26 protein-coding genes are annotated in these 26,306 nt (G+C 72.9%); 13 read left to right on the top strand and 13 right to left on the bottom strand.

Features of this window, described 5'->3' with window-relative positions:
• Positions 1-4: 4 nt before the first annotated feature.
• Complete coding sequence (locus EAD89_RS05220) at positions 5-712, top strand: HAD family hydrolase (RefSeq protein ID WP_121674929.1); 708 nt, start codon at positions 5-7, stop codon at positions 710-712.
• 88 nt (positions 713-800) lie between these two features.
• Here EAD89_RS05220 and EAD89_RS05215 read toward each other — a convergent pair whose 3' ends face one another.
• Positions 801-1,331: a hypothetical protein gene (locus tag EAD89_RS05215; protein ID WP_121674928.1), complete on the bottom strand. Its 531-nt coding sequence runs from the start codon at positions 1,329-1,331 to the stop codon at positions 801-803.
• A gap of 15 nt (positions 1,332-1,346) precedes the next feature.
• Positions 1,347-2,216 (bottom strand): PhzF family phenazine biosynthesis protein, encoded by an 870-nt coding sequence (locus EAD89_RS05210; protein ID WP_121674927.1) that lies wholly within the window; start codon positions 2,214-2,216, stop codon positions 1,347-1,349.
• 33 nt (positions 2,217-2,249) lie between these two features.
• On the opposite strand from EAD89_RS05210, the gene EAD89_RS05205 reads away from it, so the two are divergent.
• The 3 genes from EAD89_RS05205 (at position 2,250) to EAD89_RS05195 (ending at position 5,416) form a co-directional block, all read left to right on the top strand.
• A complete protein-coding gene (locus EAD89_RS05205) occupies positions 2,250-3,536 on the top strand; it encodes a CBS domain-containing protein (protein ID WP_121654756.1) in 1,287 nt (428 codons plus the stop codon).
• A complete protein-coding gene (locus EAD89_RS05200; protein WP_121654755.1) occupies positions 3,529-4,179 on the top strand; it encodes a DUF1003 domain-containing protein in 651 nt (216 codons plus the stop codon). Before EAD89_RS05205 ends, EAD89_RS05200 begins: the two co-directional genes overlap by 8 nt.
• 88 nt (positions 4,180-4,267) lie before the next feature.
• A complete protein-coding gene (locus EAD89_RS05195; protein ID WP_121654754.1) occupies positions 4,268-5,416 on the top strand; it encodes an Mrp/NBP35 family ATP-binding protein in 1,149 nt (382 codons plus the stop codon).
• 102 nt (positions 5,417-5,518) lie between these two features.
• Here the strand turns inward: EAD89_RS05195 and EAD89_RS05190 are convergent, their stop codons facing one another.
• On the bottom strand, positions 5,519-5,941 hold the full coding sequence (locus EAD89_RS05190; RefSeq protein ID WP_121654753.1) for a preprotein translocase subunit TatB: 423 nt from the start codon (positions 5,939-5,941) through the stop codon (positions 5,519-5,521).
• A 76-nt stretch (positions 5,942-6,017) separates the two neighbouring features.
• The gene (locus EAD89_RS05185; RefSeq protein WP_121674926.1) at positions 6,018-7,475 is read right to left on the bottom strand and encodes a S1C family serine protease; all 1,458 of its coding nucleotides are present in this window, start codon (positions 7,473-7,475) and stop codon (positions 6,018-6,020) included.
• Between the two features lie 234 nt (positions 7,476-7,709).
• Between EAD89_RS05185 and EAD89_RS05180 the strand changes: the two genes are divergently transcribed.
• Positions 7,710-8,360, top strand: a complete 651-nt coding sequence (locus EAD89_RS05180; protein WP_255421257.1) for an O-methyltransferase — start codon at positions 7,710-7,712, stop codon at positions 8,358-8,360.
• Between the two features lie 6 nt (positions 8,361-8,366).
• Here the strand turns inward: EAD89_RS05180 and EAD89_RS05175 are convergent, their stop codons facing one another.
• Both EAD89_RS05175 and EAD89_RS05170 read right to left on the bottom strand, forming a co-directional pair.
• Positions 8,367-9,842 carry a M17 family metallopeptidase gene (locus EAD89_RS05175; RefSeq protein ID WP_121674925.1) on the bottom strand — a complete coding sequence of 492 codons (1,476 nt, stop codon included), beginning with the start codon at positions 9,840-9,842 and terminating at the stop codon, positions 8,367-8,369.
• Between the two features lie 146 nt (positions 9,843-9,988).
• A complete protein-coding gene (locus EAD89_RS05170; RefSeq protein WP_007455245.1) occupies positions 9,989-10,156 on the bottom strand; it encodes a DUF3117 domain-containing protein in 168 nt (55 codons plus the stop codon).
• A 190-nt stretch (positions 10,157-10,346) separates the two neighbouring features.
• On the opposite strand from EAD89_RS05170, the gene EAD89_RS05165 reads away from it, so the two are divergent.
• Genes EAD89_RS05165 through EAD89_RS05150 form a run of 4 tightly spaced genes read left to right on the top strand, consistent with a single transcriptional unit; the run spans position 10,347 to position 14,576 of the window.
• The gene (locus tag EAD89_RS05165) at positions 10,347-11,165 is read left to right on the top strand and encodes a PaaX family transcriptional regulator C-terminal domain-containing protein (protein ID WP_121654751.1); all 819 of its coding nucleotides are present in this window, start codon (positions 10,347-10,349) and stop codon (positions 11,163-11,165) included.
• Positions 11,166-11,169: 4 nt separating this feature from the next.
• The gene (locus EAD89_RS05160; protein WP_121654750.1) at positions 11,170-11,961 is read left to right on the top strand and encodes an enoyl-CoA hydratase/isomerase family protein; all 792 of its coding nucleotides are present in this window, start codon (positions 11,170-11,172) and stop codon (positions 11,959-11,961) included.
• Between the two features lie 58 nt (positions 11,962-12,019).
• A complete protein-coding gene (locus EAD89_RS05155) occupies positions 12,020-13,318 on the top strand; it encodes a DUF1800 family protein (protein WP_121674924.1) in 1,299 nt (432 codons plus the stop codon).
• Between the two features lie 16 nt (positions 13,319-13,334).
• Positions 13,335-14,576, top strand: coding sequence for a DUF1501 domain-containing protein (locus EAD89_RS05150; RefSeq protein WP_121674923.1), 1,242 nt, complete (start codon positions 13,335-13,337; stop codon positions 14,574-14,576).
• On the opposite strand, the gene EAD89_RS05145 is transcribed toward EAD89_RS05150, so the two are convergent.
• The 4 genes from EAD89_RS05145 to EAD89_RS05130 all read right to left on the bottom strand — a co-directional run bounded on the left by EAD89_RS05145 (position 14,573) and on the right by EAD89_RS05130 (position 17,002).
• The gene (locus EAD89_RS05145; RefSeq protein ID WP_121654747.1) at positions 14,573-15,196 is read right to left on the bottom strand and encodes a hypothetical protein; all 624 of its coding nucleotides are present in this window, start codon (positions 15,194-15,196) and stop codon (positions 14,573-14,575) included. The two genes, EAD89_RS05150 and EAD89_RS05145, sit on opposite strands and share 4 nt — an antisense overlap.
• 13 nt (positions 15,197-15,209) lie before the next feature.
• Entirely contained in the window at positions 15,210-15,791 is a 582-nt protein-coding gene (locus EAD89_RS05140) for a DNA-3-methyladenine glycosylase I (RefSeq protein WP_121654778.1), read from the bottom strand.
• A 102-nt stretch (positions 15,792-15,893) separates the two neighbouring features.
• Positions 15,894-16,391, bottom strand: coding sequence for an SRPBCC family protein (locus EAD89_RS05135; protein WP_121654746.1), 498 nt, complete (start codon positions 16,389-16,391; stop codon positions 15,894-15,896).
• Positions 16,388-17,002: a DivIVA domain-containing protein gene (locus EAD89_RS05130; protein ID WP_121674922.1), complete on the bottom strand. Its 615-nt coding sequence runs from the start codon at positions 17,000-17,002 to the stop codon at positions 16,388-16,390. Before EAD89_RS05130 ends, EAD89_RS05135 begins: the two co-directional genes overlap by 4 nt.
• A 155-nt stretch (positions 17,003-17,157) precedes the next feature.
• Here EAD89_RS05130 and folP point away from each other — a divergent pair, with 155 nt between their 5' ends.
• Entirely contained in the window at positions 17,158-18,027 is an 870-nt protein-coding gene (gene folP / locus EAD89_RS05125) for a dihydropteroate synthase (RefSeq protein ID WP_121654744.1), read from the top strand.
• 67 nt (positions 18,028-18,094) lie between these two features.
• Here the strand turns inward: folP and ndhC are convergent, their stop codons facing one another.
• Positions 18,095-18,472, bottom strand: coding sequence for an NADH-quinone oxidoreductase subunit A (gene ndhC / locus EAD89_RS05120; protein ID WP_074316464.1), 378 nt, complete (start codon positions 18,470-18,472; stop codon positions 18,095-18,097).
• A 129-nt stretch (positions 18,473-18,601) separates the two neighbouring features.
• Between ndhC and EAD89_RS05115 the strand changes: the two genes are divergently transcribed.
• The 3 genes from EAD89_RS05115 to EAD89_RS05105 all read left to right on the top strand — a co-directional run bounded on the left by EAD89_RS05115 (position 18,602) and on the right by EAD89_RS05105 (position 23,315).
• The gene (locus EAD89_RS05115; protein ID WP_121674921.1) at positions 18,602-20,065 is read left to right on the top strand and encodes a hypothetical protein; all 1,464 of its coding nucleotides are present in this window, start codon (positions 18,602-18,604) and stop codon (positions 20,063-20,065) included.
• Between the two features lie 375 nt (positions 20,066-20,440).
• Positions 20,441-22,288, top strand: coding sequence for a 2-oxoacid:acceptor oxidoreductase subunit alpha (locus EAD89_RS05110; protein WP_121654741.1), 1,848 nt, complete (start codon positions 20,441-20,443; stop codon positions 22,286-22,288).
• Complete coding sequence (locus EAD89_RS05105; protein ID WP_121674920.1) at positions 22,281-23,315, top strand: 2-oxoacid:ferredoxin oxidoreductase subunit beta; 1,035 nt, start codon at positions 22,281-22,283, stop codon at positions 23,313-23,315. The genes EAD89_RS05110 and EAD89_RS05105 overlap by 8 nt, the downstream gene beginning before the upstream one ends.
• A 119-nt stretch (positions 23,316-23,434) precedes the next feature.
• On the opposite strand, the gene EAD89_RS05100 is transcribed toward EAD89_RS05105, so the two are convergent.
• Both EAD89_RS05100 and EAD89_RS05095 read right to left on the bottom strand, forming a co-directional pair.
• A complete protein-coding gene (locus EAD89_RS05100) occupies positions 23,435-25,198 on the bottom strand; it encodes a trypsin-like serine protease (RefSeq protein WP_158609801.1) in 1,764 nt (587 codons plus the stop codon).
• Between the two features lie 462 nt (positions 25,199-25,660).
• The gene (locus EAD89_RS05095; protein ID WP_233578210.1) at positions 25,661-26,305 is read right to left on the bottom strand and encodes an FMN-dependent NADH-azoreductase; all 645 of its coding nucleotides are present in this window, start codon (positions 26,303-26,305) and stop codon (positions 25,661-25,663) included.
• Between the last annotated feature and the right edge of the window lies 1 nt (position 26,306).

Here is a 26,306-nt window from a genome sequence, read left to right as displayed (position 1 = left end):
CCCCATGCCCAGCTACCAGGCGGTGCTGTTCGATTTCTTCGGCACCCTGACCCGTCCGGTCCAGCGCGGCGCCGCGCACCTCGGCACCGCCGAGCTGCTCGGATGCCACACCGACACGTTGACCGAGGTCCTGGACCGCACCTTCTACGAGCGGGCCACCGGCCGGCTCGGCAACGCGGAGGCGACGTTGCGGTGGGTCTGCGCCCAGGCCGGCGTACACCCCAGCGACCGTGCGGTACGTGCGGCCGTGGCCTCCCGGCACCGCGCGGTCCGCGCGGACACCCGGCTGCGGGCCGACGCGGTGCCCGTGCTGGCGGCGCTGCGCCAGCGCGGCCTGCACACCGGCGTGATCAGCGACTGTACGCACGAACTGCCGGCCTTCCTGCCACAGCTAGCGGTCGCCCCGCTGCTCGACGTGCGGGTGTTCTCGGTGCAGGTCGGACGGTGCAAGCCGGATCCCACGCTCTACCTGACCGCCTGCCGGCGGCTCGGGCTCGCGCCCCGCGACTGCCTGTACGTCGGTGACGGCGGCAGCCAGGAGTTGACCGGCGCGGAGCGGGCCGGAATGACCGCCGTCCGGCTCGCCGCGCCCGATCTGGCCGAGCACATGGTCTTCAACGCCGACCGGGAGTGGCACGGCCCGACGCTCGGCACGCTGCGCGACGTGCTCGACCTCGTCGACGCCGAGACCATCGGCGTGGGGGTCGGCTGACCGGACCGCGGCGGCGGGTCAGCGGCAGCGGGTCAGCGGCGGCGGGTCACCGGCGGCGGGTCAGCGGCGGCGGGTCAGCGGCAGCGGGTCACCGGCGGCGGACCCGGTGCAGGCGGAACGGTTTGCGGGTGGCGCGGACCGCCGGGGTGTCCCGGGGTGGTTCGGCCTGCGCGTCGGCCGGCAGGTCGGCGCCGGACAGCGGCTCACCGCCCGGGGCGAGCCGGTTCACCGCGCAGCCGTCGGCGGCCCACCGGGCCACCAGGTCGGCGGTCGGGCCGGGCGCGTTCAGCCGCTTACCCGCCACCAGCGGCGCGGTGGTGTCCCAGGCCTCGGTGCCCGGCTGCAGCCGGGTCACCCGGGCCGGCCAGGTGACGATCCGGCCACCGTGGTCACCGCGCAGGCTGACCTGCGCCTCCGCCGCGTCGGCCAGCCCGGGCGCGGCCTGCTCGCCCGGCCCGCTGACCACGAACAGCGCGCCCTCCAGCGGTGCGCACCAGAGGGCGAGCGCCGGCCCACCGGCCACGCTCACCCAGGCCACCGCGGCCTTCTTCATCGCCTCGTCGACCAGTGGCGTGCCCCGGGAGGCATCCTCGTCCGTCACACCCGCATTGTCCCGCATGAGCGCCTCCGCCGGTCAGCCCACGAAGGGTGGCACGGCGATCTCGCCCCGGGCCACCGGCATCACCTGCCCGGCGACCGTCGCACCGACCACCAGTCCGTTCTCCGCGGTGACCGTGCAGGACAGCGCGGACGGACGGTTGATCTCGACACCCTGGCGCACGGCGTATCGGGACAGTCCTTCCCCGGGCAGCAGGCCGCTGGCCACCAGCCAGACACCGAGACCGAGCGCCGCCGAGCCGGTCGCCGGGTCCTCCGGTACGCCGAGGCCGGGTACGAAGACCCGGGCGTGCGCGGTTTGCGCGGTCGGGTCCCAGGAGAAGACGCTGACGTGCGCCACCCCGTACCGCTCCGCCGCCGCCGGGTTCACCCGTGCCCGGGCCACCGACTCCGGCCGCACCGGCAGGTACGGGAACTCCAGCCCGCAGCCGGCCACCCGCGGGGCCGGCCCGATGTGGTCGTCCGGACTCAGCCCGGCGATCTGCAGCAACGGCTCCGGGTCCAGCTCGGGGCCAAGCGTGGGGCTTCCACCGGTGAGGGTGGCCCCGGACGAGGTCACCTCGATCGGCAGCACGCCGGCGCCGCACTCCTGCATGATCTGCCCCACACCGAACATCCCGCGCCGGCTCGCGGTGACCGCGGCGCCGACGCTGGGATGCCCGGCGAACGGCAACTCCTCCACCGGGGTGAAGATCCGAGCCCGGTAGGTGGCGCCCACCTGGGTCGGGGGCAGCACGAACACCGTCTCGGAGAGGTTGAACTCCAGCGCGAGCGCCTGCATCTGCTCGGTGGCCAGCGCCTCCGCGCCGAACACCACAGCCAGCGGGTTGCCGGCGAAAGGGCGGTCGGTGAAGACGTCCACGATCTCGTAGGCCAAGGTCGACATGTTGATAAACACTAGGCGCTTAGGCTGGTGCCCGTGAGTACGCCGACCCGGGTCTACATCGCCCGCCTCGCCGGAGTCGCCGTCTTCGATCCGAACGGTGACCAGGTGGGCCGGGTTCGTGACGCGGTGGCGCGGCTGCGGGCGACCAAGCGTCCCCCGGAGGTCGTGGGCCTGGTCGCCGAGATGCCGATGCGCCGGCGGATCTTCCTGTCCATCAACCGGATCACCTCCATCGACGCGGACGCCGTCGTGCTCGGCTCCGGCACCCTCAACCTGCGGCGCTTCGAGAAGCGCCCGAACGAGCTGCTGGTGTTGCAGGAGCTGCTGGATCGACGGGTGCAGCTCGACCCGAACGGCCAACCGGGAGCGGTGGTGGACGTCGCCATGGAATGCTCCCGGGGCGGCGAGTGGTCCCTGACCCGGGTCGCGGTCCGGGAGCAGACCAACCGGCTCACCCGCCGCGGCCACCTGCACCAGGTGGAGTGGGACCGGGTGCGCGGGCTCAGCGGCATCGCCGACAACCGGGGTACGGCGAATCTGCTCGCCGTACTGGAGGACATGCGCCCGGCCGACCTGGCCAACGCATTGCAGGACCTGCCCGACGCGCGGCGCAACGAGGTCGCGGCCGCACTGGACGACGAGCGGCTGGCCGACGTGCTGAGCGAGCTGCCGGAGCACGACCAGGTGGAGATCCTCGCCGCGCTGGACCGGGAACGGGCCGCGGACGTGCTGGAGGAGATGGACCCGGACGACGCGGCGGACCTGCTCAACGAGCTGCCCCCGCCGGAGCAGGACGTGCTGCTGGACCTGATGGAGCCGGACGAGGCCGACCCGGTACGCCAGCTCCTCAAGTACACGCCCGGCACGGCGGGCAGCGTGATGACCTCGGAGCCGGTCATCCTGCCGCCGGACGCCACCGTCGCCGAGGCGCTGGCCCGGATCCGGGAGCCACAGCTCTCCCCCGCCGTCGCGGCGCAGGTCTTCGTGACCCGGGCACCGCAGAACACCCCGACCGGCCGGTACCTGGGCATGGTGCACTTCCAGGCGTTGTTGCGCGAACCCCCGGCCGACCTGCTGGGCAAGGTGGTGGTCAACGACATCGACCCGCTGCGCCCCACCACCCCGCTACCGGAGATCACCCGCCGGATGGCCACCTACGACCTGGTCGCCATGCCGGTGATCGACCGGAACAACCGGCTGGTCGGCGCCGTGACGGTGGACGACGTGCTGGACCATTCACTCCCCCGGGACTGGCGGGACCGGGACGCCCTGAGCACCCTGAACGCCGCCGAGCCGACGCCGGACGACGCGGATGGCTGACCAGCGGCGGGGCGAACGGCTCGACCAGCCACGCGAGCCCCGAGGTATCAAGCTGCCCCGGTTCGACGCGGAAGCGTTCGGCCGGTGGTCCGAGGGCATCGCCCGAGGCATGGGCACCGCGAACTTCATCGTCGTCATGACCGTGGTGATCGCGATCTGGTTCGGCTGGAACACGCTGGCCCCGGCCGATCTGCGCTTCGACCCGTACACCTTCACGTTCCTCACCCTGGTGCTGTCGTTGCAGGCCAGCTACGCGGCGCCGCTGATCCTGCTGGCGCAGAACCGGCAGGCCGACCGGGACCGGGTGGCGTTGGAGGAGGACCGGCGGCGGGCCACCGCGCAGAAGGCGGACACCGAGTACCTGGCCCGGGAGATCGCCGCGCTGCGCATCGCGCTGGGCGAGGTGGCGACCCGGGACTTCCTCCGCTCGGAGCTGACCCGGCTGGCCGAGGAGCTGGACGAGGCGGGGCAGCGTCGGCAACGGTTGGAGCGCCGCCAGCAGGAGAAGGAGAGCCGGCAGGAGAGGCGCGGCCAGCGGCCGACCGACGGCGTCGGGCTGGACGAACCCCGCGACGACCTGGACAGCGACGTCGCCCGCGACACCCGACCGGACGGCACCGGGTCCCGCCCGCACGGCGGCTGACCGGAGGACCCCGAACGGGTCATCGATTCGCTCACACCGTTCCCGGCCAGCGGCCGGAGCGGATGCCCCGCGACGTAGCATTGCGGGCATGTCAGCACCCGTCAGCACCGTCGAGGACGCGATCCAGGCCGCCCTGGCCACCGTCAACGACCCGGAGATCCGCCGGCCGATCACCGAGCTGGGCATGGTCCGCTCCGCCACGATCGGCGCCAGCGGCGTCGTACGGGTCGAGCTGCTGCTCACCGTCGCCGGCTGCCCACTCAAGGACAAGCTGCGCACGGACATCACCGCCGCAGTGGCCGCGGTGCCCGGGGTGACCGGCGTGGAGATCGACTTCGGTGTGATGAGCCCCGAGCAGCGGCAGTCGTTGCAGTCGCAGCTGCGCGGCGGGGGTGCCAGCGAGGAGCCGGTCATCCCGTTCGCCCAGCCCGGCTCGCGGACGCGGGTGTACGCGGTGGCCAGCGGCAAGGGTGGCGTCGGCAAGTCCAGCGTGACGGTCAACCTGGCGGCGGCGCTGGCCGCCCGTGGCCTCTCCGTGGGTGTTGTCGACGCGGACATCTACGGCCACTCGGTGCCCCGGATGCTGGGCGCGGACGGTCGGCCGACCCGCGTCGAAGACATGATCATGCCGCCGCAGTCGCACGGTGTGAAGGTGATCTCGATCGGCATGTTCACCTCCGGCAACGCCGCCGTGGTGTGGCGCGGCCCGATGCTGCACCGGGCGTTGCAGCAGTTCCTGGCCGACGTCTACTGGGGCGACCTGGACGTGCTCCTGCTCGACCTGCCCCCGGGCACCGGCGACGTGGCCATCTCGCTGGCCCAGCTGCTGCCGAACTCGGAGATCCTGGTGGTCACCACCCCGCAGGCCGCCGCCGCCGAGGTGGCGGAGCGGGCCGGCGCGATCGCCCTGCAGACCCACCAGCGGGTGGTCGGCGTCATCGAGAACATGTCCTGGCTGGAGCTGCCGGACGGCTCCCGGATGGAGATCTTCGGTGCCGGCGGCGGCGCCGCGGTCGCCGAGTCGCTGAGCCGGACCATCGGCGCGCAGGTGCCGCTGCTGGGCCAGATCCCGCTGGACACCCGCGTCCGGGAGGCCGGCGACGCCGGTGACCCGATCGTGCTGGCCGAGCCGGAGTCGCCGGCCGCGCAGGCCCTCGGCACGATCGCCGACCGGCTCGCGGTGCGCCGTGAGTCGCTGCTCGGAAAGCCGCTCGGCCTCAAGCCCGCCGGGCGCTGAGCGCCCGGTCCGTCGTCCACCCGCCGGCCCCAGCGGCCGGCGGGGCCGGGCCGGTCAGGTGGCGGGCCGGTCAGGTGGCGGGCCGGTCAGGTGGCGGGCCGGTCAGGTGGCGTCGTCGTAGCCGGCTCGGGGAGCCGGCGCCGTCGGGGCGCTGGTGGCCGTGCCGGACCGGGTCCCGTTCGACCGCACGTCCGCGGCGTTGGCCACGTCCTTCAGCTCGTTGTGCACCCCGCCGACATCGGCACGCAGGTTGTCGTAGACGCCCTGCAACGGCTTACGGATCGCCGCCTCGTCCTCCTCGCTGAGGAGGTGCTTTCGGATGAAGGCCTTCGGGTGCAGATCCTCGAGCTGGATGTCGGTGCCCAGCTCACGACTCAGGTCGCCGGTGGCGTTGCGGGCCATGTTGCGCAGGTTGCGCACCAGCCGCAGGCCGTCGGTGATCACGGCGGGCAGCCGGTCACCGAAGATCAGCAGCGCCAGGAGCAGCAGCGCACCGATCTCCCACCAGTTCAGGTTGTCGAACATCCCGCGGGCCTCCTATCGGCGTCAGCAGCAAGACTACGCACGTCGGACGGCTTTCGGGCAGGGGGTGACCCGCTGTTCACTTGGCATCGGCGGCAAGGGTGACCGAGGTGTTCTGCCGGTCGGCGCCACGCCGGTATTCGACGGTCACCACCGATCCGGGTGCGAACTTGCGGACCAGGGCGATCAGGTCCGTCGGTTCGGTCATCGGCCGGCCGTTGAGCTTCAGGATCACGTCGCCGACCCGCAGCCCCGCGCCGGCCGCCGGACCGGACGGCTCCACCGCGGCCAGCCGTACGCCGCCGCTGGCTCCCGCGCCCGGGCCGCCGACCTGGGCGCCGATCACCGTACGCCGGGCCTTGCCGGTGCCGATGATGTCCTGGGTCACCCGTTTGGCCTGGTTGATCGGGATGGCGAAGGCGAGCCCGATGTTGCCGGCCTCCTGCCCCTCGGCGACCAGCGACTTGATGGTGGAGTTCACCCCGACCACCCGCCCGGCGCCGTCGACGAGCGGGCCGCCCGAGTTGCCGTGGTTGACCGCCGCGTCGGTCTGGATCGCCGCGTAGTAACGCACCGGACCGCCCGGCTCGCCGGCCTGCATCGTCCGGTCCAGGGCGCTCACGATGCCGGCGGTGACCGTGTTGGCCAGCGAGAGCGGTGAGCCGATGGCGAGCACCGGGTCGCCGACCGCCAACGCGTCGGAGTCGCCGAACTCCACCGGCCGCAGCCCCGTCCGGCTCACCTTGATGACCGCGATGTCCGACTCCGGGTCCTGACCGACCACGGTCGCCGCAGCGGAGCTGCCGTCGTTGAAGACCACCGAGGCCTTTCCGCTGCCGCCGGCCACCACGTGGTCGTTGGTGATCACGTGCCCGTCGGCGCTGGCGATGAAGCCGGAGCCCTCACTCGTCCCGCCGAGGCTGCTCACCCGCACGGTGACCACGCTGGGCAGGACCCGTTCGGCCACCCCGGCCAGGGACTCCGGCTTGCGCTGGGCCAACGCCGGCGGCTGCGCCGGCTCGGCGCCGAGCACCGTTCCGCCGGCCCCGCCACGCACCGCGAACGCGTAGCCCAGCGCGCCGCCGAGGGTGCCGGCCAGCAGCGCGGTGATCACCGGGATGAGCAGCAGGTGCCGCAGCCGCGGCCGGCCCGGCGCATCCGGGTCGGTGACCGGCTCGGGCTCGGTGCCCGTCGCCACCACCCCGGGCACCACCACCGCCGTCGGCGCCGCCGGATCCCGCCACGGATCGGCGAGCGCGTCGGACCACCACGGCGATGTGCCGGCAACGCCGGACGCGCCCGGCGCCGGCCAGGTCGCCGGTGGCGTAGTCGATGCCGGCCAGGTCGCCGGCGGCGCAGTCGATGCCGGCCAGGTCGCCGGCGGGTTCCCGGCCGTCGATTCCCCGCCCGGCGACGCCGCGGGCACGCTGTCGGCCCCCGGCGCGGTCGGCGACCCCGCCGGCGGAGCCTCTGCCCCGGGCGGTCGCGCCGGAGCCGGAGTCTCACCGCCCCGGCGCCAGTCCCAGCCGTCGGTCACGTCGGTGCCTCCCAGTCCGTCCCCGGATCCCGCGCCGCGTCGTCCGGCCACCGACCGGCGCGGCCGCGGCTGACGGGATACCGCCTCCAGGATTGCACGGATACACGCGGTGGAGTCAGCGCTTGCCCCCGGTGATCGCCCGGGGTGGAGGCGCGGCTGCGCCGCGCGGCGGTCGCCTCTACGCTCACAGTGCCAACCCGCCCCCGCACCACGCACCGCCCCCGGAGGTGCCCCATCGCCACGGTCGCCGGTTCCGGCAGTTCGACGACCCAGGCTCAGCAGTTCGCCGAGTCGTACGTCACCGAGGATCTCGTCCTGCGCACCGCCCGCAGCCTGGCCCACGAGGTGGGCCTCGACGCGGTCACCCCCGGCGCCGGAGCGGCGCTCCGGCTGCTGGCCGCGGCCGGCAACGCCCGCGCGGTGGTGGAGATCGGCACCGGCACCGGGGTGAGCGGTCTCTGGCTGCTGCGCGGCATGCGCGTCGACGGCGTGCTCACCACCATCGACGTGGAGGTGGAGCACCAGAGGATCGCCCGGCGGATCTTCAGCGAGGCCGGCTTCGCCGCCGGCCGTACCCGGATCATCACCGGCCGCGCCCTCGACGTGCTGCCCCGGCTGGCCGACGGGGCGTACGACCTGGTCTTCGTGGACGCCGAGGCGACCGGCTTCCACGCCTGCGTGGAAGCCGCGTTACGGCTGCTGCGACCGGGAGGCGTGCTCGCGCTCAACGGCATGCTGGCCGGCGGCCGGATCGGTGATCCGGCCGCCCGGGACGCGGAGACCGTGACGGTCCGGGAGACGATCAAGGCGGTGCGGGAGTCCGAGCACTGGATCCCCGCGCTGCTCCCGGTCGGGCACGGGGTGCTCGCCGCCGTGAAGTGCTGACCCCGGTCAGTCGACGCTGGCCAGCCACCGCAGGAGCGAGCGGACGCCCCAGCCGGTCGCACCGCGGCTGACTTCGGCGTGGTCGCTGTCCGCCCACGACGGGGCGGACATGTCCAGGTGCAGCCAGCGGTCCCGCAGCTCGCCGGTGAACTCGCGCAGGTAGAGCGCGGCCACCACCGACCCGGCGCCCTGGGTCGGCGCGCTGTACAGGTCGGCGACCTCGCTGCCCAGGTACTCGGCGTAGTCGGTGGGCAGCGGCATCCGCCAGGCCGCCTCGCCGGCCGCCTCGGCCGCGGCCAGCACATCGGCGGCGAGCCGGTCGTTCTCGCTGTACAGGGCGGCGGTCCGCTTGCCCAACGCCACGGCGTTGGCCCCGGTGAGGGTGGCCAGGTCGATCAGCAGGTCCGGCGCGAGCTGCTGCACCGCGTACGCCAGCGCGTCGGCGAGGACCAGCCGGCCCTCCGCGTCGGAGTTGGTCGTCTCGCTGGTCGTCCCGCCGTAGTGCCGGACGACGTCGCCGGGGCGGAACGCCGAGCCGCTGACCATGTTCTCGGCGAGGGGGGCCAGCGTGGTGACCCGGATCGGCAACCGCAGCGTCGCGGCGCCGAGGGTGGCGGCGACGACCGCGGCCGCGCCGGCCATGTCCTTGCGCATCAGCTTCATCGCCGGCACCGGCTTGATCGAGATCCCGCCGGTGTCGAAGGTGATGCCCTTGCCGATCAGCACCACATGGGTACGCGCGTCGGCCGGGCGCCAGTCCAGCTCGACCAGGCGGGGGCCGCTGGCCGAGCCGCCGCCCACGGCGAGGATCCCGCCGAAGCCCTCGGCGGCCAGCTCGTCCGGCCCACGGACCCGCAGGCGCAGGTCCGGCAGGTCGGCCGCGGCGGAGGCCACCTGGTCGGCGAACCACTGCGGGTTCTTCACCGAGGAGGGCATGTTGGTCAGGTCGCGGGCGAGGCGGGTCATCGCGGCGGTCGTTTGAGCCGTGGCGATGGTGGCCTCGTGCGCGGCCGGGTCGGCGAGCAGCAGGTCGACGCCGGCGAGCGCGGGCGGGTCGCCGGCCTCGGTCAGCCGGAACCGGTACGAGGCGAGCAGCAGCCCCTCGGTCAACCCGCGGACCGCGGCCGCCGTCACCTCCTCCGGGAGCGCGAGAGTGATGTACGTCTCATCTGCGGCGGCGCGGGCCAGGGCCGCGCCAGCGGTCCGCCAGGCCGCCTCGCCGCCGTCACCGATGCCGAGCAGCAGCAGCCGGCCGGGGGTACGCCCGGGGCGCAGGTGGGTGCGGATCTCGCCGGCCCGCCCGGTCAACCGGGCGACCGGCACCAGCGCGGCGGCCTCCTCGGCGGTGCCGTCCGGCAGGGCCACAGCGGTGGGCGCCGGTTCGGCAGAGGCGTCGCCGTCCGCCGGCTCAGCGGCGGGACGGACGGGCAGAACGAGAACGTCGAGCCGATCGGGCTCGGCGATCGGACGGATGGCGAGCACGCGGAACCGCACCTCCAGAAAGTGTCGCGGAGCGGGACTGTGCCCGTCTGTCCGCACAGATGAAGACCCTGAGCCACCGGCGATGCCGGTGGCTCAGGGACCGAGGAAGGTTCCGGGCGGCGTACGCCGCCCGGACCAGTCCCCACTCAGCCGGCGGCCGCCTTCAACGCGTCACCGAGCGCGTTGGCCTCGTCGGGAGTCATCTCGACGACGAGCCGGCCACCGCCCTCCAGCGGGACCCGCATGACGATGCCCCGACCCTCCTTGGTGACTTCCAGCGGACCGTCGCCCGTCCGCGGCTTCATCGCCGCCATGTTGTCTCCCCTCAGACCTACACCAGGGTCGGTGGGTTGCCCCACAGCCACTTCGTCACGACCACCCGCAACGGTCGCGGGGGTGTCGACCAACGATTTTCCCTGATGAACACCGCCGGACCCAAACCGGAGCAGCATTGATGTAACAGCATCTAGCTTATCTTGAGAAGGCCTGTCACAATGTGCGGTCATGCAGGCACGGTCGGCACTCTTCGACCTGTACGGCGACCACCTCCGACCGCGGGGTGGCCGGGCACCGGTCGCCGCCCTGGTCAAGCTATTGGCGCCGTTGGGAATCGCGCCACCCGCAGTGCGCACCGCCGTGTCCCGGATGGTGCGTCAGGGCTGGCTCGATCCGCTCCGGCTGGCGTCCGGACCGGGATATTCGATCACACCGAAAGCCGCCCGCCGACTGGACGAGGCGGCGGCCCGGATCTACCGGACCGGCCGGGTCAGCTGGGACGGCCGGTTCGATCTGCTCGTCCTGGAGGCTCCCGGCTCCCGGCGGGACCGGCAGCGGCTCGCCGCCAACCTCAGCTTCCTGGGCTACGGCACGCTGGACGAGCAGACCTGGGTGGCCACCCGGCCCGCTGAAGACGTCGATCTGCTGCTCGCCGAGGCCAATGTCCGATTCGAGCGGTTCACCGCCTCGCACTTCGCGGGCACCCCGGGCGCGATGGGCGTGGTCCGCCGAGCCTGGAACCTGAGCGAGATCGGCCGCGCCTACGAACGGTTCGTCGCGGACCAGCGCCCGCTGCTCGGCGCGGTCACCGCACGCAGCAGCGACGAGGAGGCGTACGCGGCCCGGTTCCGGCTCGTGCACGCGTGGCGTACGTTCCTGTTCCGGGACCCGCAGCTGCCCCCGGCGCTGCTGCCCGAACGCTGGCCCGGCACCGCCGCGGCCAGTTTCTTCGACCGGCACGCGGCCCGCCTGCGTCCGGCCGCTGACCGGTACGTCGAGCAGTGCCTCGACGCCGGCAACCGCATCGTCCGACAGAAGGGTCGTTAGACACGTGACCGAGCCGCTGCTGGTCGACCGGACCGACGCCGTCGTCACCATCACGCTGAACCGGCCTAAGGCGATGAACGCCCTCGACGTGGCGCTCAAGGAGGCGCTGCGGGACACTCTCGCGGAGCTGGAGACCGACCGGTCCTGCCGGGCGGTCGTGCTTGCCGGCGCGGGTGGGTCGTTCAGCGCCGGTCAGGACCTGCGCGAGCACGTGTCGACGCTGGAGAGCGGTACGGGCAACCCGCTGGACACGGTCCGGGCGCACTACAACCCGATCGCCGCCCGACTGGCCAACCTGCCCAAGCCGGTGGTGGCCGCGGTCCGTGGGATGGCCGCCGGGGCGGGCGCGTCGCTGGCCTTCCTCGCCGACATCCGGATCGGTGGCCCGACCACCAGCTTCCTGATGGCCTTCGCCAAGGTCGGCCTCGCCGCCGACACCGGCGCGTCCTGGACGCTGCCGCGCCTGGTCGGCCACGCCAAGGCGGTGGAGCTGCTGATGCTGGCCGAGCCGGTACGCGCCGAGGAGGCCTGCCGGCTGGGGCTGCTCAACCGGCTGGTGGACGACGACGAGCAGGTGCTGCCGACCGCGCAGGAGTTGGCCGCGCGCCTCGCCGCCGGCCCCACCGTCGCGTACGGGGCGATCAAACGACAGCTCTCCATCGCCGACGCCGGCACCCTCGCCGACGCGCTGGCCGCCGAGGCGCAGGCACAGTCGATCTGCGGTGCCACCGCCGACCACCGGTCGGCCACCCTCGCCTTCGTCGCCAAGCAGAAACCGGTCTTCGAGGGACACTGAACGAGATTCGGATCCCGCCCTTACCGCCCTCGAACACGGGCCGCCTAGCGTCGACCACATGACCGACCGTGAAGCGGTGGCGCACCTGCTGCGCCGAGCCACCTTCGGGCCGACCGCCGACGAGGTGGACGCGGCCGAGCGGGCCGGGCCGGAGGCCACCCTGGCCGGCCTCCTGAACCGGAACCGGGCGGACCGGGGTGCGGCCGCCACCCCGGTCCCGGCGTTGCCCCCGGACCCGTACGCCGCTCTGACCAAGGAATCCAGCCGCGAGCAGCGGCAGAAGGCGAACGCGGAGCGCCGGGAGCAGCTGCAACGGTTGACCCTCTGGTGGCTCGACCGGATGGTGGCCGCCGAGGACGGGCTGAGCGAGAAGCTGCTCTTCTTCTGGCACGGGCACTGGGCGACCAGCGCCCAGAAGGTCAAGTCGGCGCGGGTGATGCTCGGCCAGTTGGAGACGCTGCGCCGGCACGGCCGGGGACCGCTGGGCCCGCTGGTCACCGCGATGGTGCGCGATCCGGCCCTGATCATCTGGCTGGACGGGCAGAAGAACACCCGCAAGGCCCCGAACGAGAACCTGGCCCGCGAGCTGATGGAGCTGTTCACCCTCGGCATCGGCAGCTACACCGAGGCGGACGTGAAGGCCGGCGCGCGGGCGCTGACCGGCTGGGTCGTGGACCGGCGCACCGGCACCGTCCGGTTCGAGACCCGCCGGCACGACTCCGGGGAGAAGACCATCCTCGGGCATAGCGGCCGGTTCGACGCCGAGGCGTACGCCGGGCTGCTGTCCGCCCACCCGGCGGCGGCGACGTTCGTGGCGGGCCGGCTCTGGTTCCGCTACGCCGGCGCCGACGTCCCCGCGCCGGCCAACCTGGCCGGCGCGGACACCGTCGCCACCCTCCGCACGCTGTTCTCCTCGCCGGCCTTCTCGCAGACCCGGGGCACCCTGGTCAAGCAGCCGGTGGAGTGGGTCGTCGGCGCGCTGCGGCAACTCGGCGTACGGCCCTCCGCCCTGCGCGAGGAGCAACGCAAACAACTGCTGGCCGGCCTGAACGCGCTGGACCAGGTGCCGCTGCGGCCGCCCAGCGTCGGCGGCTGGCCGGCCGGGGCCGCCTGGCTGACCACCTCGTCGTTGCAGGCCCGACTCCGGATGGCCGGGATGCTGGCCGCCGCCGTGACGCCGGCGGTGCTGGAACGGCTGACGGCCGCGCCCGCCGCCGGCCGGCCGGACGCCCTGGCCCGGCTGCTGGTCGTGGACGGATGGGGTGCGCGGACCCGGGCCGCCCTGGCCCCGCTGGCCGGCGAGCCCCGGAAGCTGCTCGCGGCAGGCCTGGTCAGTCCCGAGTACACCGTCAGCTGAGCCGAGGAGTCGACAGATGGACACCCTGACCCGACGGAAGTTCCTGCTCACGAGCGGAGTGGTCGGCGCGGGCGCACTGGCCGCCGGGGCCGGCGCCTACGGCCTGCGGGACCTGCTGGACACCGCCGGGGACCGCGATCCGCAGTCCCGCACGCTGGTGCTGGTCACCCTCTACGGCGGCAACGACGGTCTGAACACCGTGATCCCGTACGGCGACCCGGCCTACCGGGCGGCCCGCCCGGAGCTGGCGTACCCGGACGGAGAGGTGCGCCGGCTGGACGACGACTTCGGTCTCAACCCGGCGCTGGCTGGCCTGCACCAGCGCTGGTCCGGCGGCGGGCTGGCGATCGTGCGCGGAATCGGCTACCCGAAGCCGGACCGCAGCCACTTCCGGTCCATGGACATCTGGCACACCGCGCAACCGGACCGGCCCGGCAACACCGGCTGGCTGGGTCGCTGGCTGGACGGGGCGGGCGGGGACCCTCGGCTCGCGGTCTCCTTCGAGCCGGCGCTGCCGCCGCTGCTGGCCGGGGCGCGGAGCGCGGGCGCCGCGGTGCCCGTGGCCGACCGGAAGGCCGCCAAGGGGCTGCCAGCGGCGACGCTGACCGCGTTCGCCGCGCCGGAGGCGGGTGAGTCGGCGGCTAGGAGCCGGGCCGCCGCCTGTTTCGCCGACCTGCGCTCGGTGGACGAGATGATCCGCCACGTCCGTGACTCCGCGGCGACGGACGCGGCGGACCCGGACGGCGACCAGGCGCCGGCGACGGCCACCGGCGGGGCACGGACCCCCCTGGACGCGCAGCTGGACCTGGTCGCGCAGTGCGTCGAGGCCGAGGTGTCCACCCGGGTCTTCTCGGTGTCCCTGGGCGGCTGCGACACGCACGCGGACGAGAAGCAGTTGCAGGCCGTCCTGCTCGGCCAGGTGGACCGGGCGCTGACCGGCTTCGCGGACCGGATGAGCCGTACCGAGGCGGGCCGGAAGGTGGTGGTGGCGGTCTACTCGGAGTTCGGCCGCCGGGTCCGGGCCAACGCCTCGGACGGCACCGACCACGGCACCGCCTCCGACATGCTGCTGCTCGGCGCCGGAGTGCGCGGCGGCTGGCACGGCGCGCCGCCCAGCCTCACCGACCTCGACGACGGGGACCTGAAGTACACGACCGACTTCCGGGACGTCTACGCCACGCTGCTGGAGCGCGTGCTGGACACCGACCCGGGCTCGGTGCTCGCCGACTGGCGGGGGCGGCTGGACGGCCTGTTCTAGTCGTCCTCTTCCGGGTCCTGGTTGGCCTCCGCGCCCAGCACGAACGCCTGCATGGCCAGCTCGTCCCCGGAGGGCGACACGAAGGCCGGCAGCTCACGCGGCCCCAGCTCCTGCACGTAGGACCAGAAGAGCCGGACCGCCTCGGCCGGCGTGCCGGCCTCGATCGGCAGGTCGAGGCTGACCAGCCAGGTGCGCCGCGCCGGGGGCGGACCGAGCCGGTCGGCCAGCGCCCGGAAGGCCACCGGGTCCAGCGCGGTGAGGGGCCCGTCGAGCGTCAGCCGGTCGGCCGGCACCGGCTCGTCGAAGGCCCGCCGGGTGTACGCCACGACGAGCGTCCCGGGCTCGACCGGCGACTGCGGGTCGTCCGGGTCTTCGCGGTGCCGTTGGGCCGGCGCGGTGACCCGGCCGAGCGCCACCAGCCGGGGCGGCGTGTCGGCCAGCACCGCCACCTGATCACCCGGGCCCGGTCGGCTGACGCCCGTCACCCCGGTCAGCTCCAGCGTGTCGTGGTGCACGAGTCGCTCGGCCTCGTACCGCTCGGCGGGCAGCAGCAGCGCCCAGGTGCCCGTCCCGTCGACGTGGCCGGCCTCGCCGGCCCGGTGCGCGGTCTCGGTCGTCATGCCTGCCATCCCATCACGCCGTCGGTGGCAGCGTGACATGGCAGCCGACGATGTGATCGTCGACCATGCCGGTGGCCTGCATGAGCGCGTAGGCGGTGGTCGGGCCGACGAACCGGAAGCCGCGCTTCTTGAGCGCCTTGGCCATCGCCGTCGACTCGGGGGTGATCGGCGCGACCTCGGCGAACGAGGCGGGACGGGCCGGCCGGGGCGCCGGGGCGAAGGACCAGAGCAGCGCGGACAGGCCGTCGGGCAGCTCCAGCGCGGCGCGGGCGTTGGCGATCGCCGCCTCGATCTTGGCTCGGTTGCGGACGATGCCGGCGTCGGCGAGCAGCCGGGTCACATCGGCGTCGTCGTAGCCGGCGACGGTCGGAATCCGGAACTCGTCGAAGGCCAGCCGGAACGCCGGGCGCTTGCGCAGGATGGTCAGCCAGGACAGGCCCGACTGGAACGCCTCCAGGGTCATCCGCTCGTAGAGCGCGTCGTCGCCGTGCAGCGGCCGCCCCCACTCGGTGTCGTGGTAGACGGCGTAGTCGGGGGTGCTCGACCCCCAGGCGCAGCGTGGCAGCCCGTCGGCGCCGATCACCAGGTCACTCACCTCGTACACGCTAGGCCATCGGACCGACAGCCCGGCGCCGCCGGCCGCCCGGCCGCAGGTGGTGTCCCGCGCGCGCCGGCGGGCGGCCGCCGCGGGGCGTGGTCAGGGCAGTTGGCCCTGCTCGACCAGACGGGCGAACCTCTTCAGCGCCTGGGTGAGGCTGACCTTGGAGCCGGGCCAGAGCACCGGCCACGCCAGCCGGCCGGCCGGGCCGCCCGGCAGGTGGAACCACTCGTGCCAGACCACCTGGGTGCGGGCCCGGTCCATCTGGGTGCAGCGCAGCACCCCCGGGCCGCGCAGCAGCCGGCCGCAGTGCACCACGCCGATCTCGTACGGCTCGTCGACCCGGACCACCCGCATCTCGTCGCGCAGCACCAGCGGGCCGAGCGCGGTCACGGCCTCGATCAGGCTGCCTTCACGGCCGTCGCCCTCGACCACCCGCAGCCGGGTGAACGGGATCCAGTCGGACTGGCGTTCCCAGGCGAGCAGCGCGGTGAAGACCCGCTCCGCCGGGGCGTTGACGATCACCGTGGCGGTCACTTCGCCAGCGCCGGGTTGGGCGGCCTCGCGGAGATCGTCGCCGCCCCCCGGGTCGGTCACGCCGACTCCGACCGAACCACCGCGCCGTGCTGTCCGGTGCCGTCGGCCGGCTCGCCGTCGGCCGGCTCGTCATCAGTCGGCTCGTCATCAGCCTGCGCGGCGGCCGGAGCCACCCCATCGGAGTCCGCCGGGGAGGAGGTGGCACCGGGCAGCGGGCCGACACCGGCCGGGCCGACCGGGGCAACGCCGGACCCGGCGTCGTCGCCCGGCCGCTCGACCTGCTGAGCCGCCGCATCCTCGTTCGTAGCCACGCCGGCGGACTGCTCACGGGCCTGGCGCAGCGCGTCCGCGTCGGCGATACGCCCCGCACGCAACGCGTTGACCTCCGCCTCCAGCACGCCGATCAGCTCCGACTTGTAGCCGATGTCGTAGGCGGCGCGGCGCATCGCCTGATCGACCTGGGCCATCCGGTACCCGCGCAGCCCGGTGTCGAAACGGACCGCGCCCACATCGGATTCGCGCAGCGGCCGGCTGGCCGGCAACGCCACGGCCTGCGAATCCGGCTCGGCGGGCACCAGGCCCGGATCGCGGCCGGTGACCAGCACCGTCACGCCGAACACCACCGCCGCGACGGTCAACGCCACGACCAGGAAGAGCAGAAGCTGACCCATGCACTGATCGTGGCATGGCGCACGGCCGTGAGCGAGCCCACCACCCACCTCGATCACGATCGGCGTCGACGCCGCCCGGCGTTCCGGTCCGCCGACCGGCTAGCGTCGGGACCGGCCGACGCGGCGGCGACGGTGCGGACTCTCAGGAGGCGGGCATGGCCGGGGCGCTTCGGCTGGGTGGGCGGACCTTCGCTCCCGGCGAGCTGGTGGTGATGGCGATCGTCAACCGCACGCCGGACTCGTTCTTCGACCGGGGCGCCACCTTCGCCGCCGACAGCGCGCTGCGGGCGGTCGAGCGGGCCGTGGACGAGGGCGCGGCGATCATCGACATCGGCGGGGTGAAGGCCGGGCCCGGCGCCGAGGTGGACGTCACCGAGGAGATCCGGCGCACGGTGGACACCATCGCCGCCGTCCGGGCCGCGTTCCCGGAGGTGGTCATCTCCATCGACACCTGGCGCGCGGAGGTGGCGGTGGAGGCCGTGGCGGCCGGGGCCGACCTGCTCAACGACACCTGGTCGGGCGCCGACCCGGCGCTCGCCCGGGTGGCCGCGCGGACCGGCGCCGGGCTGGTCTGCTCGCACGCCGGCGGGCTGGTCCCCCGGACCCGGCCGCACCGGGCCGCCTTCGACGACGTGGTCGCCGACGTGGTCGCGACGGTGACCGGGCTCGCCGAGCGCGCGGTGGCCGCGGGGGTACGCCCCGACGGCATCCTGATCGACCCGGCTCACGACTTCGGCAAGAACACCCGGCACTCCCTGGAGATCACCCGTCGGCTGGACGAGTTGACCGGGACCGGCTGGCCGCTGCTGGTGGCGCTCTCCAACAAGGACTTCATCGGCGAGACGCTCGACCTGCCGGTCGCCGAACGGCTGGAGGGGACGCTCGCCGCGACGGCGATCTCGGCCTGGCTCGGTGCCCGGGTGTTCCGGGCCCACCAGGTCGCGCCCACCCGCCGGGTGCTGGACATGGTGGCCTCGATCCGCGGTGACCGGCCGCCCGCGGCGACCCGTCGGGGTCTGGCCTGACCGCTCGTCCGGACAACCGGCCGCGAACGGCCGGACGGACCGGCACGATCGCCGGAGGCCCGGGGGCTCAGGTCCAGCGCAGGATGTTCCTACGCCAGGCATAGAGGATGCCCAGTGCGAGCACCGCCACGAACACCGCCATCTCCACCACCGTGACCAGGCCGAAGCCCGGCCGGTCGAAGACCACCGCCCAGGGGAAGAGGAACACCGCCTCGACCGCGAAGAGGACGTAGAGGTAGGCGTAGACGTAGTAGCGGATCTGCATCTGCGCCCAGTCCGCGCCGACCGGGTCGAGCCCGCACTCGTAGCTGGTCCGCTTGCCGTGCGGCTCCGCTGGACGGGCGGGACGTAACACTCGGTTGGCCGAGAACGCCGTAACGAAGAAGAGGACGCTGGCGAGCAGCAGGAGCCCGAGCGTCGCGTACGAGCCCAGGTAACCGGTCACGTCCGGCAGCCTACCGTCCCCCCGGAACGGCCGTCCCGAACACGTTACGGATTTGTTTCCAAATGGGACTAGTGCTCCAAGGCAACTGTTACCGAATACTGGACCCCCACCCATGTCACCGGAGGTCAGATGGCCAGCGTGCAGGTTCCGCCCGTCCCTCGGGGGGCTGCGGGGCGTCCCACGCCCCTGCTGGCGATCTCGCTCGTGCTCGGCCTGCTCGCGGCGCTCGCCGTGGCACCGGCCTGGGCCGGCGCGGCAGTGCCGGACGCCACCCCGGTCGCTGCGGTGACGGACTCGGCGACCGAACCCGCGCCGGGCCCCGAGACCACCCCGGCCGAGGAGCCCACCCCGACCGAGGAGCCGGGCGGCGATCCGCCGCCGACCGACCCGGCCCCGGAGACCACCGCACCGCCGCCGGAGACGACGCCACCGGCCCCGCAGACCACCGCGCCGGACGTGCCGCCGGCACCGACCACCACCGCGCCCGCACCGGGCAGCAGCAGCACCACCCGGCCGCCCACGCCCGGGCCCCCGGCACCTCCAGCGCCTCCAGCGCCCCCGGCGCCGTCAGCTCCCCCGGTCCGTCCGCCGGCACCGGGCCAGGAGGCGCCGCCGAACCCACTCGGCGTGCAGGTCACCACCGAGGACGTCACCCTCACGGGCGCGTACTGGAACGCGGCCAGCACCGCCGCCACGCTGCGGGTCACGGTGACGAACACCGGCACCACCGCCCAGCTGATCCGGCTCTCGTACACCCTGCCCGCCGGGCTGACCGACGCCGGAACGAAGGGCTGCACCGCCACCGGTGGCGGCGCGTACCGCTGCGGGGCCTGGACGGCCGAGGCGGGCGCACGCTTCAGCAGCCTGCTCCGGTTGCGGGTCGCCGGCACCGCGTGGAAGCAGATGCCCCTCAGCGGCTCCGTGCGGGTCACCGCGAACGCACCGGGAGTCGCCGGTGAGGCCGCCGACGACCAGGGCTTCGCGGTGCTCTTCCCGCCGGGTCCACCGGTGCCCGGGATCTCGCTGGCCGCCGACGAGGTGAGCTTCGACATCAGCGGCGCGGCGAGCACCCTCGCGGTGCGGCTGGGCAACACCGGCACGGTGGACGCGGCCGGCCGGGTCGAGGTGGTCCTTCCGGCCGGGGTGAGCGTGCCGGCCCCACCGGAGGGCTGCGTGGCGATCGACCCGACCCGGACCCGGTGCGACACCGGCCCGGTGCGGGCGGGCAGCGCCGTCGAACTGCGGCTGCCGGTGGAGGCGACACCGCAGGCCCAGCGGGAGGCGCCGCTGTCCGGCGCGGTGATCGGACAACTCGACCCGCGCAGCGGCCCCACCCGGCGGGTGCAGATGAGTTTCCGGATCACCGCGGCTGCCGCGCTGGCCACCCCGGTGGTCTCCCCGCCCGCGCCCACCGGCTCGCAGGGCGTGCTCCCCGCCGGCGGCTCCGGCGACGATGCCGGGATGACCTCGGTGCAGCGCACGGCGGTTCTCCTGATCGCGGTCTCCGCGTTGCTGGTGGTGCTGGCCCTCACGCTGGCGACCACCTCGCTGCGTCGCCGGCTCACCGACCCGCCCACGGTCCCCACCGACTGACCGGCCACACCGGCCGTCCACCACCCGGCGCGGGCCGATGGCGCGACGTCGACGGTGATCTGGATTACGGCGGGCTGGGTGAAACGTCGCAATACGGTGCAATTCCCAACCGGATCCGGTCCCAGTCGGCGGACCTCCGGGGAGGGCCGGGGGTCTGTTCGACGTAGGCTCTCAGGTGAGGAACGACAGCGGACCGGACCAGCCTGGAGCGGTGCGGTGCGGCGTTGCGTCAAGGAGGTCCCGTGGCCGGGCAAGGCGAGGTCACCATCAGGTTCAGCCGCCCGCGCCATCGCGCGCAGCGAAGCGAGGTGCAGGCGTGAGCGCGAGGAGTGAGTCGGTTTTGCGGGCCCCGCAGTCGCGAACGAAGGTGGCACAGTGACCAAGCAGATCCGTCAACTCGATCGGGTGGTCATCCGGTTCGCCGGTGACTCCGGCGACGGCATGCAGCTGACCGGCGACCGGTTCACCTCGGAGACGGCGCAGCTCGGCAACGACATTTCCACGCTGCCCAACTTCCCCGCGGAGATCCGGGCACCTGCCGGCACACTGCCCGGCGTGTCGAGCTTCCAGGTGCACTTCGCCGACTACGACATCCTCACCCCGGGCGACGCGCCCAACGTGCTGGTGGCGATGAACCCGGCGGCGCTCAAGGCCAACCTGGCCGACCTGCCGCGCGGCGCGGACATCATCGTCAACACCGACGAGTTCACCAGGCGCAACCTGGCCAAGGTCGGCTACCAGTCCAGCCCACTGGACGACGACTCGCTGGCCGGGTATGTCGTGCACCCGGTGGCGCTGACCTCGATGACCGTCGGCGCGCTCGCCGCGTACGACGTGTCCAAGAAGGACGCCGAGCGGTCGAAGAACATGTTCGCCCTCGGCCTGCTCTCGTGGATGTACTCCCGGCCGTACGAGTCGACGCTGCGCTTCCTGGAGCGCAAGTTCGCCGCCCGTCCCGAGCTGGTCGCGGCGAACGTGGCCGCGTTCAAGGCCGGCTGGAACTTCGGCGAGACCACCGAGGACTTCGCGGTCCGGTACGAGGTCAAGCCGGCGAAGATGACGCCGGGCACCTACCGCAACATCACCGGCAACGCGGCGCTCTCGCTGGGTCTGGTCGCCGCTGGCGTCCGCTCCGGGCTGCCGGTCTTCCTCGGCGCGTACCCGATCACGCCGGCGTCGGACATCCTGCACGAGCTGAGCAAGCACAAGCGCTTCGGCGTGCTCACCATGCAGGCGGAGGATGAGATCGCGGCGGTCGGCGCGGCGCTGGGCGCGTCGTACGGCGGGTCGCTCGGGGTGACCACCACCAGTGGCCCCGGCGTGGCGCTCAAGAGCGAGACGATCTCCCTCGCGGTGGCGCTGGAGCTGCCGCTGGTGATCGTGGACGTGCAGCGTGCCGGCCCGTCCACGGGCATGCCGACCAAGACCGAGCAGGCCGACCTCAACATGGCGCTCTACGGCCGGCACGGCGAGGCGCCCGTCGCGGTGATCGCGCCCCGGTCGCCGTCGGACTGCTTCTTCGCCGCGCTGGAGGCGGCCCGGATCGCGCTGACCTACCGCACTCCGGTGATCCTGCTGTCCGACAACTACGTCGCCAACGGCTCGGAGCCGTGGCTGCTGCCCGACGTGGAGTCGCTGCCCGACCTGCGGGTGGAGTTCGCCACCAAGCCCAACGGCGACGACGGCACCACCTTCCTGCCCTACCTGCGCGACCCGGAGACCCTGGCCCGGCCGTGGGCGATCCCGGGCACGGCGGGTCTGGAGCACCGGATCGGCGGCCTGGAGAAGGCCGACAAGACCGGCGACATCTCCTACGACCCGGCCAACCACGACTTCATGGTGCGCACCCGGGCGGCCCGGATCGAGACGATCCCGGTGCCGGACATCGAGGTGGAGGACCCGGACGGCGACGCCCGCGTGCTGGTGCTCGGCTGGGGTTCGACGTACGGGCCGATCGGTGCGGCGTGCCGGCAGCTCCGCCAGCGGGGCCTGTCCATCGCCCAGGCGCACCTGCGGCACCTGGCCCCGATGCCCGCCAACCTGGCCGAGGTCCTGCGCTCCTACGACCGGGTGGTCATCCCGGAGATGAACCTGGGCCAGCTCGCCCACGTCATCCGGGCCCGCTACCTGGTCGACGCCATCAGCTACAACCAGGTCCGCGGCCTGCCGTTCACGTCCACGGAGCTGGAGACGACGCTGGAAGAGGTGCTGAAGAATGTCTGAGCCCGTCGCCCTCAAGCTCACCGCCAAGGACTTCAAGTCCGACCAGGAGGTGCGCTGGTGCCCCGGCTGCGGCGACTACGCGATCCTGGCGGCCATCCAGCAGTTCATGCCGGAGCTGAACATTCCCCGGGAGCGGACCGTCTTCGTCTCCGGCATCGGCTGTTCCTCCCGGTTCCCGTACTACATGAACACGTACGGGATGCACTCGATCCACGGCCGCGCCCCGGCGATCGCGACCGGTCTCTCGGTGTCCCGGCCCGACCTGTCGGTCTGGGTGGTCACCGGTGACGGCGACGCGCTCTCCATCGGCGGCAACCACCTGATCCACGCGCTACGGCGCAACGTCAACCTCAAGATCCTGCTGTTCAACAACCGGATCTACGGGCTGACCAAGGGGCAGTACTCGCCCACCTCCGAGGTCGGAAAGGTCACCAAGTCGACCCCGGCCGGTTCGGCGGACGCCCCGTTCAATCCGCTCTCCCTCGCGCTCGGCGCGGAGGCCAGCTTCGTCGGTCGGACCATCGACTCCGACCGCAAGCACCTGCAGTCGGTGTTGCGGGCCGCCGCCGAGCACCAGGGCTCCGCGTTCGTGGAGATCTACCAGAACTGCAACATCTTCAACGACGGGGCGTTCGACCAGCTCAAGGATCCGGCCACCCGGGACGACTACCTGATCCGCCTGGAGCACGGGCAGCCGATCACCTTCGGCGCCGACGGCCGGTTCTGCGTGGTGCACCCCCCGGGCGGGTTCGGCCTGGAGGTCCGGGAGACCAGCTCGGTCCGCCCGGAGGAGATCGTCGTGCACGACGCGACGGTGGCCGACCCGGCGTACGCGTTCGCGCTGTCCCGGCTGCCCGGCCTGGACCTGCGGAACACCCCGATCGGAGTGTTCCGCTCGGTGGACCGCCCCTCCTACGACAGCGTGGTGCAGGAGCAGCTCGCCGCAGCGCGTGCGAAGGTCACCGAGACCCCCGAGCAGCAGCTCGCCGGGCTGCTGGGCAGCGGGGACACCTGGACCATCCTCTGACCCTCGCGGCGGCGGCGCAGCGCGCCGGACCGACCGCCGGGAGGTGGAGACACGACGAGAAAGGGCCCGCAACCGATCCGGTTGCGGGCCCTTTCCGTTCGCGGTGGCGCAGCCCCCGATCAGAAGATCGGGTTGAACCCGCCCCAACCGCTGGAGATCACCTTGCCGCTCGCGTCGAGCCACTGGCCGTAGCCGTTGGTGGTGTAGAGACGCATCTGGTTGCTGCTGTTGACGCCCAACAGGTCCATCATGTTGTCGCCGCTCCAGTCCCCCGGAACCATGATGTTCTTGTAGTTGGCCCAGCCGCTGCCGATCTGGGTGCCGGACGGGTTGGTCCAGCCGCCCGCGCCGTTGGACTGGTACATCTTCAGCACGCCCGTGGAGGTGCGGCCGATCAGCACCTCCAGCCCGTCACCCTTCCAGGCGCCCGGGGTGAGGAACAGGTTGAATCCGTTCCAGCCGGTGCCGATCCGGGTGCCCGACGGGTTCTCCCAGCCGCCCGCACCGTTGCTGGTGTAGCGGATCAGGTCGCCGTTGGACTTGCGGACCATCAGGCTCGGCCGGTTGTTGCCCAGCCAGTTGTTCGTCACCATGAGAGCGGTGAAACCCGCCCACCCGCTGCCGATCTTCCGGGCCCCGCCGACGAAGTTGCCCGCGCCGTCGGAGTCGTAGATGAACAGCTCACCGGTCGGCTTCATGGCCATGATGGACGGCTTGTTGTCGCCGTTCCAGTTGTAGACCCGGAAGACCCGGGTGAAACCGGACCACCCCGCGTTGATCTTCTTCTTGTCGTAGAAGCCGCCGCTACCGTCGTTGGAGAAGCCGCTGCCGTAGTACAGCTGGAGGTTGCCCGCGCTGTCCCGACCGATCAGGTCGGTGTGCCCGTCGCCGGACCAGTCGGCGTTGATCAGCTTCGGCCGGGTCAGGTCCGCCTTGACGGCGTTGCTGTAGTAGCTCAGCCGCTCGTAGTAACCCGGGGACGAGCCGCACGGCTCGAAGCCCCAGTCGGTGATACCGACCTGGACCCCGTTGACGAGCAGCGGACCTCCCGAGTCACCCCCGCAGGTGTCGCTGCTCGGCGTGTTGTCGGTGCCCGAACCGGCACAGATCATCCGGTCGGAGCGGTAGAACGTGCCAGCAACCGCCGCACAGTCCGCGTTGGACCGCATCGGGACGGTCGCCTTGCGCAACCGGCTGTCCATCACCGCGTCGTCCGACGCGGTGACGCCGTAGCCCGCGATCTGGGCCGAGGTGCCGGCGGCGTACGGGCTCTGGTCGCCCTGGGCGCTCAGCGCCACCGGGGTGTACGCGCTGGGCAGGTTCTGCTTGAGCGTGAGGACCGAGACGTCGTCCAGGATCGGAGCGTAGGGGTCCTGGTACTGCTGGGCGATGTTCCAGCTCGGGTGGGTCCAGGTCGAGCTGACCTCGGCGACGTAACCGCTGCCGGGGATGATCTGACCGTTGCTGTCGAACAGCCGGTCCTTGCCGGCGAGGACCCGCGTGGTGCCGGGCCCGTCGGCGGTGCAGTGCGCGGCCGTCAGCACCTTGTTGGGGGCGATGATCGTGCCGGTGCACCAGTAGAAGTAGGACTCCCCATCTTCCTGGAAGCTGGTGATGATGCCCACGATGTACGGAAACTCGGAGGCGCTCGCCAGGCTTCCCTGGAAGACCTTGGGAGACGCAATCGAGCCGGACTCGAACACCCGGCCCTTGGCACCCGGCTCGGGAAGCGTGAGCTTCCCCTTGCGCAGGTTCGGCAGCTTGTTGAACCGGTCCGGTTGCGAACTGCTCGCCGCGTCGTACACGCCACCCCCGGTGGGGGCGGCCTGAGCACTGGTCGCGGGTGCGACGGCCGCTGCGCCCGTGAGAGCGAGGGCCGCCACGACACCGGCGTACCACCGCCGTCGGGCTCCTGCGGATGTTGCCACTTCAGCCACTGATTGCTTCCCGTCGTTCGATTAACGAGGCGCTCGGAACGGCCCGGATGAGATGCGTCCGACCGGACGGAAAGACCACGATCGACGCCGGGAGCGATGGCCCCGTGCGAAAAGTGTTGCCCCCGTCGTGCCTGCGCCAACGACACCGCGCCGAACACTCGCTACGGCGACCCCATTGGCAGTTCCAAGCCGCCACACCGTAGCAAGCATCCCGGCACGAAAGAAGCTCCAAATAGAGGAGCTTCGCTCAGCCTAGGGGTCGAATCGTGCAGCTCGAAGGATCATCGGCGGGAGCACGTGCGATCTGCGCGTTGGCAGCCTCCGGCCAGTCGAACGTGGGTGCCGGAGGGGCGGTGGCTGGCCTTTCGATGCGGAACGGCCAGCCACCGTCCGAACGGGAAGCTCCGGTCAGCGCTGCGCGGAGGCCGGCAGCCAGAGGTTGTCGATCTCCTTCTCGGTTGCCGCGAGGCTCGCCTCGTGCAGTGGGATCAGTTCGGCCATCGCCGGGACCGACGGGGCGAGTGTCAGCTCGGTGCTGATGAAGCGCGGCTCCAGGCCGGTCTGCGAGAGTCCGTGCGGAAGCCACGGCTCGGCGTGGTCCCAGCCGTTGCGAGGCGTGCCCTCGCCGTAGCCGCCACCACGGGTGGCCAGCACGACGAATTCCCGCCCGCCGAGCAGCCCCTCCATGGACGCCGGGTCGTACGCCAGGCCCGGCACGATCAGGTGGTCGACCCAGGCCTTGACGCTGCTGGGCGCGCCGTAGTTGTAGAGCGGCAGCCCGAGCAGCACCACGTCGGCCTGCTTCACCTCGTGGACCAGCTGCTCGCTGAGCTCCCAGGATTCGCGCTGCGCAGGGGTGTGCTGGTCGGGGGGCGTCATCCGGGCCAGGCCGCCGGCCGCGTCCAGGTGCGGCAGCGGCTCGGTGCCCAGGTCCCGGTACGTCACGCGGCCGTCGGGGTGGGCCGCCTGCCAGACGGCGACGGCGCGGGCGGTGAGCCGTCGGCTGACGGACCACTCACCGCGGATACTCGAGTCGATATGCAGGAGATACATT

The organism is Micromonospora sp. BL4, assembly GCF_003667505.1.
Classification (GTDB): domain Bacteria; phylum Actinomycetota; class Actinomycetes; order Mycobacteriales; family Micromonosporaceae; genus Micromonospora.
The sequence above is the reverse complement of the archived record's forward strand: the minus strand, read 5'-3'. Positions and strand labels throughout refer to the sequence as shown.

Excerpts from the sequence above, each read along its gene's own strand:
- EAD89_RS05210 (WP_121674927.1), bottom strand. The coding sequence starts at position 2,216 with ATGTCGACCTTGGCCTACGAGATCGTGGACGTCTTCACCGACCGCCCT.
- EAD89_RS05105 (WP_121674920.1), top strand. The coding sequence starts at position 22,281 with ATGTCTGAGCCCGTCGCCCTCAAGCTCACCGCCAAGGACTTCAAGTCC.
- EAD89_RS05145 (WP_121654747.1), bottom strand. The coding sequence starts at position 15,196 with ATGACGACCGAGACCGCGCACCGGGCCGGCGAGGCCGGCCACGTCGAC.
- folP (WP_121654744.1), top strand. The coding sequence starts at position 17,158 with ATGGCCGGGGCGCTTCGGCTGGGTGGGCGGACCTTCGCTCCCGGCGAG.
- EAD89_RS05150 (WP_121674923.1), top strand. The coding sequence starts at position 13,335 with ATGGACACCCTGACCCGACGGAAGTTCCTGCTCACGAGCGGAGTGGTC.
- EAD89_RS05215 (WP_121674928.1), bottom strand. The coding sequence starts at position 1,331 with ATGCGGGACAATGCGGGTGTGACGGACGAGGATGCCTCCCGGGGCACG.
- EAD89_RS05165 (WP_121654751.1), top strand. The coding sequence starts at position 10,347 with ATGCAGGCACGGTCGGCACTCTTCGACCTGTACGGCGACCACCTCCGA.
- EAD89_RS05170 (WP_007455245.1), bottom strand. The coding sequence starts at position 10,156 with ATGGCGGCGATGAAGCCGCGGACGGGCGACGGTCCGCTGGAAGTCACC.
- EAD89_RS05195 (WP_121654754.1), top strand. The coding sequence starts at position 4,268 with ATGTCAGCACCCGTCAGCACCGTCGAGGACGCGATCCAGGCCGCCCTG.
- EAD89_RS05220 (WP_121674929.1), top strand. The coding sequence starts at position 5 with ATGCCCAGCTACCAGGCGGTGCTGTTCGATTTCTTCGGCACCCTGACC.
- EAD89_RS05200 (WP_121654755.1), top strand. The coding sequence starts at position 3,529 with ATGGCTGACCAGCGGCGGGGCGAACGGCTCGACCAGCCACGCGAGCCC.
- EAD89_RS05190 (WP_121654753.1), bottom strand. The coding sequence starts at position 5,941 with ATGTTCGACAACCTGAACTGGTGGGAGATCGGTGCGCTGCTGCTCCTG.
- EAD89_RS05115 (WP_121674921.1), top strand. The coding sequence starts at position 18,602 with ATGGCCAGCGTGCAGGTTCCGCCCGTCCCTCGGGGGGCTGCGGGGCGT.
- EAD89_RS05130 (WP_121674922.1), bottom strand. The coding sequence starts at position 17,002 with ATGGGTCAGCTTCTGCTCTTCCTGGTCGTGGCGTTGACCGTCGCGGCG.
- EAD89_RS05155 (WP_121674924.1), top strand. The coding sequence starts at position 12,020 with ATGACCGACCGTGAAGCGGTGGCGCACCTGCTGCGCCGAGCCACCTTC.
- EAD89_RS05095 (WP_233578210.1), bottom strand. The coding sequence starts at position 26,305 with ATGTATCTCCTGCATATCGACTCGAGTATCCGCGGTGAGTGGTCCGTC.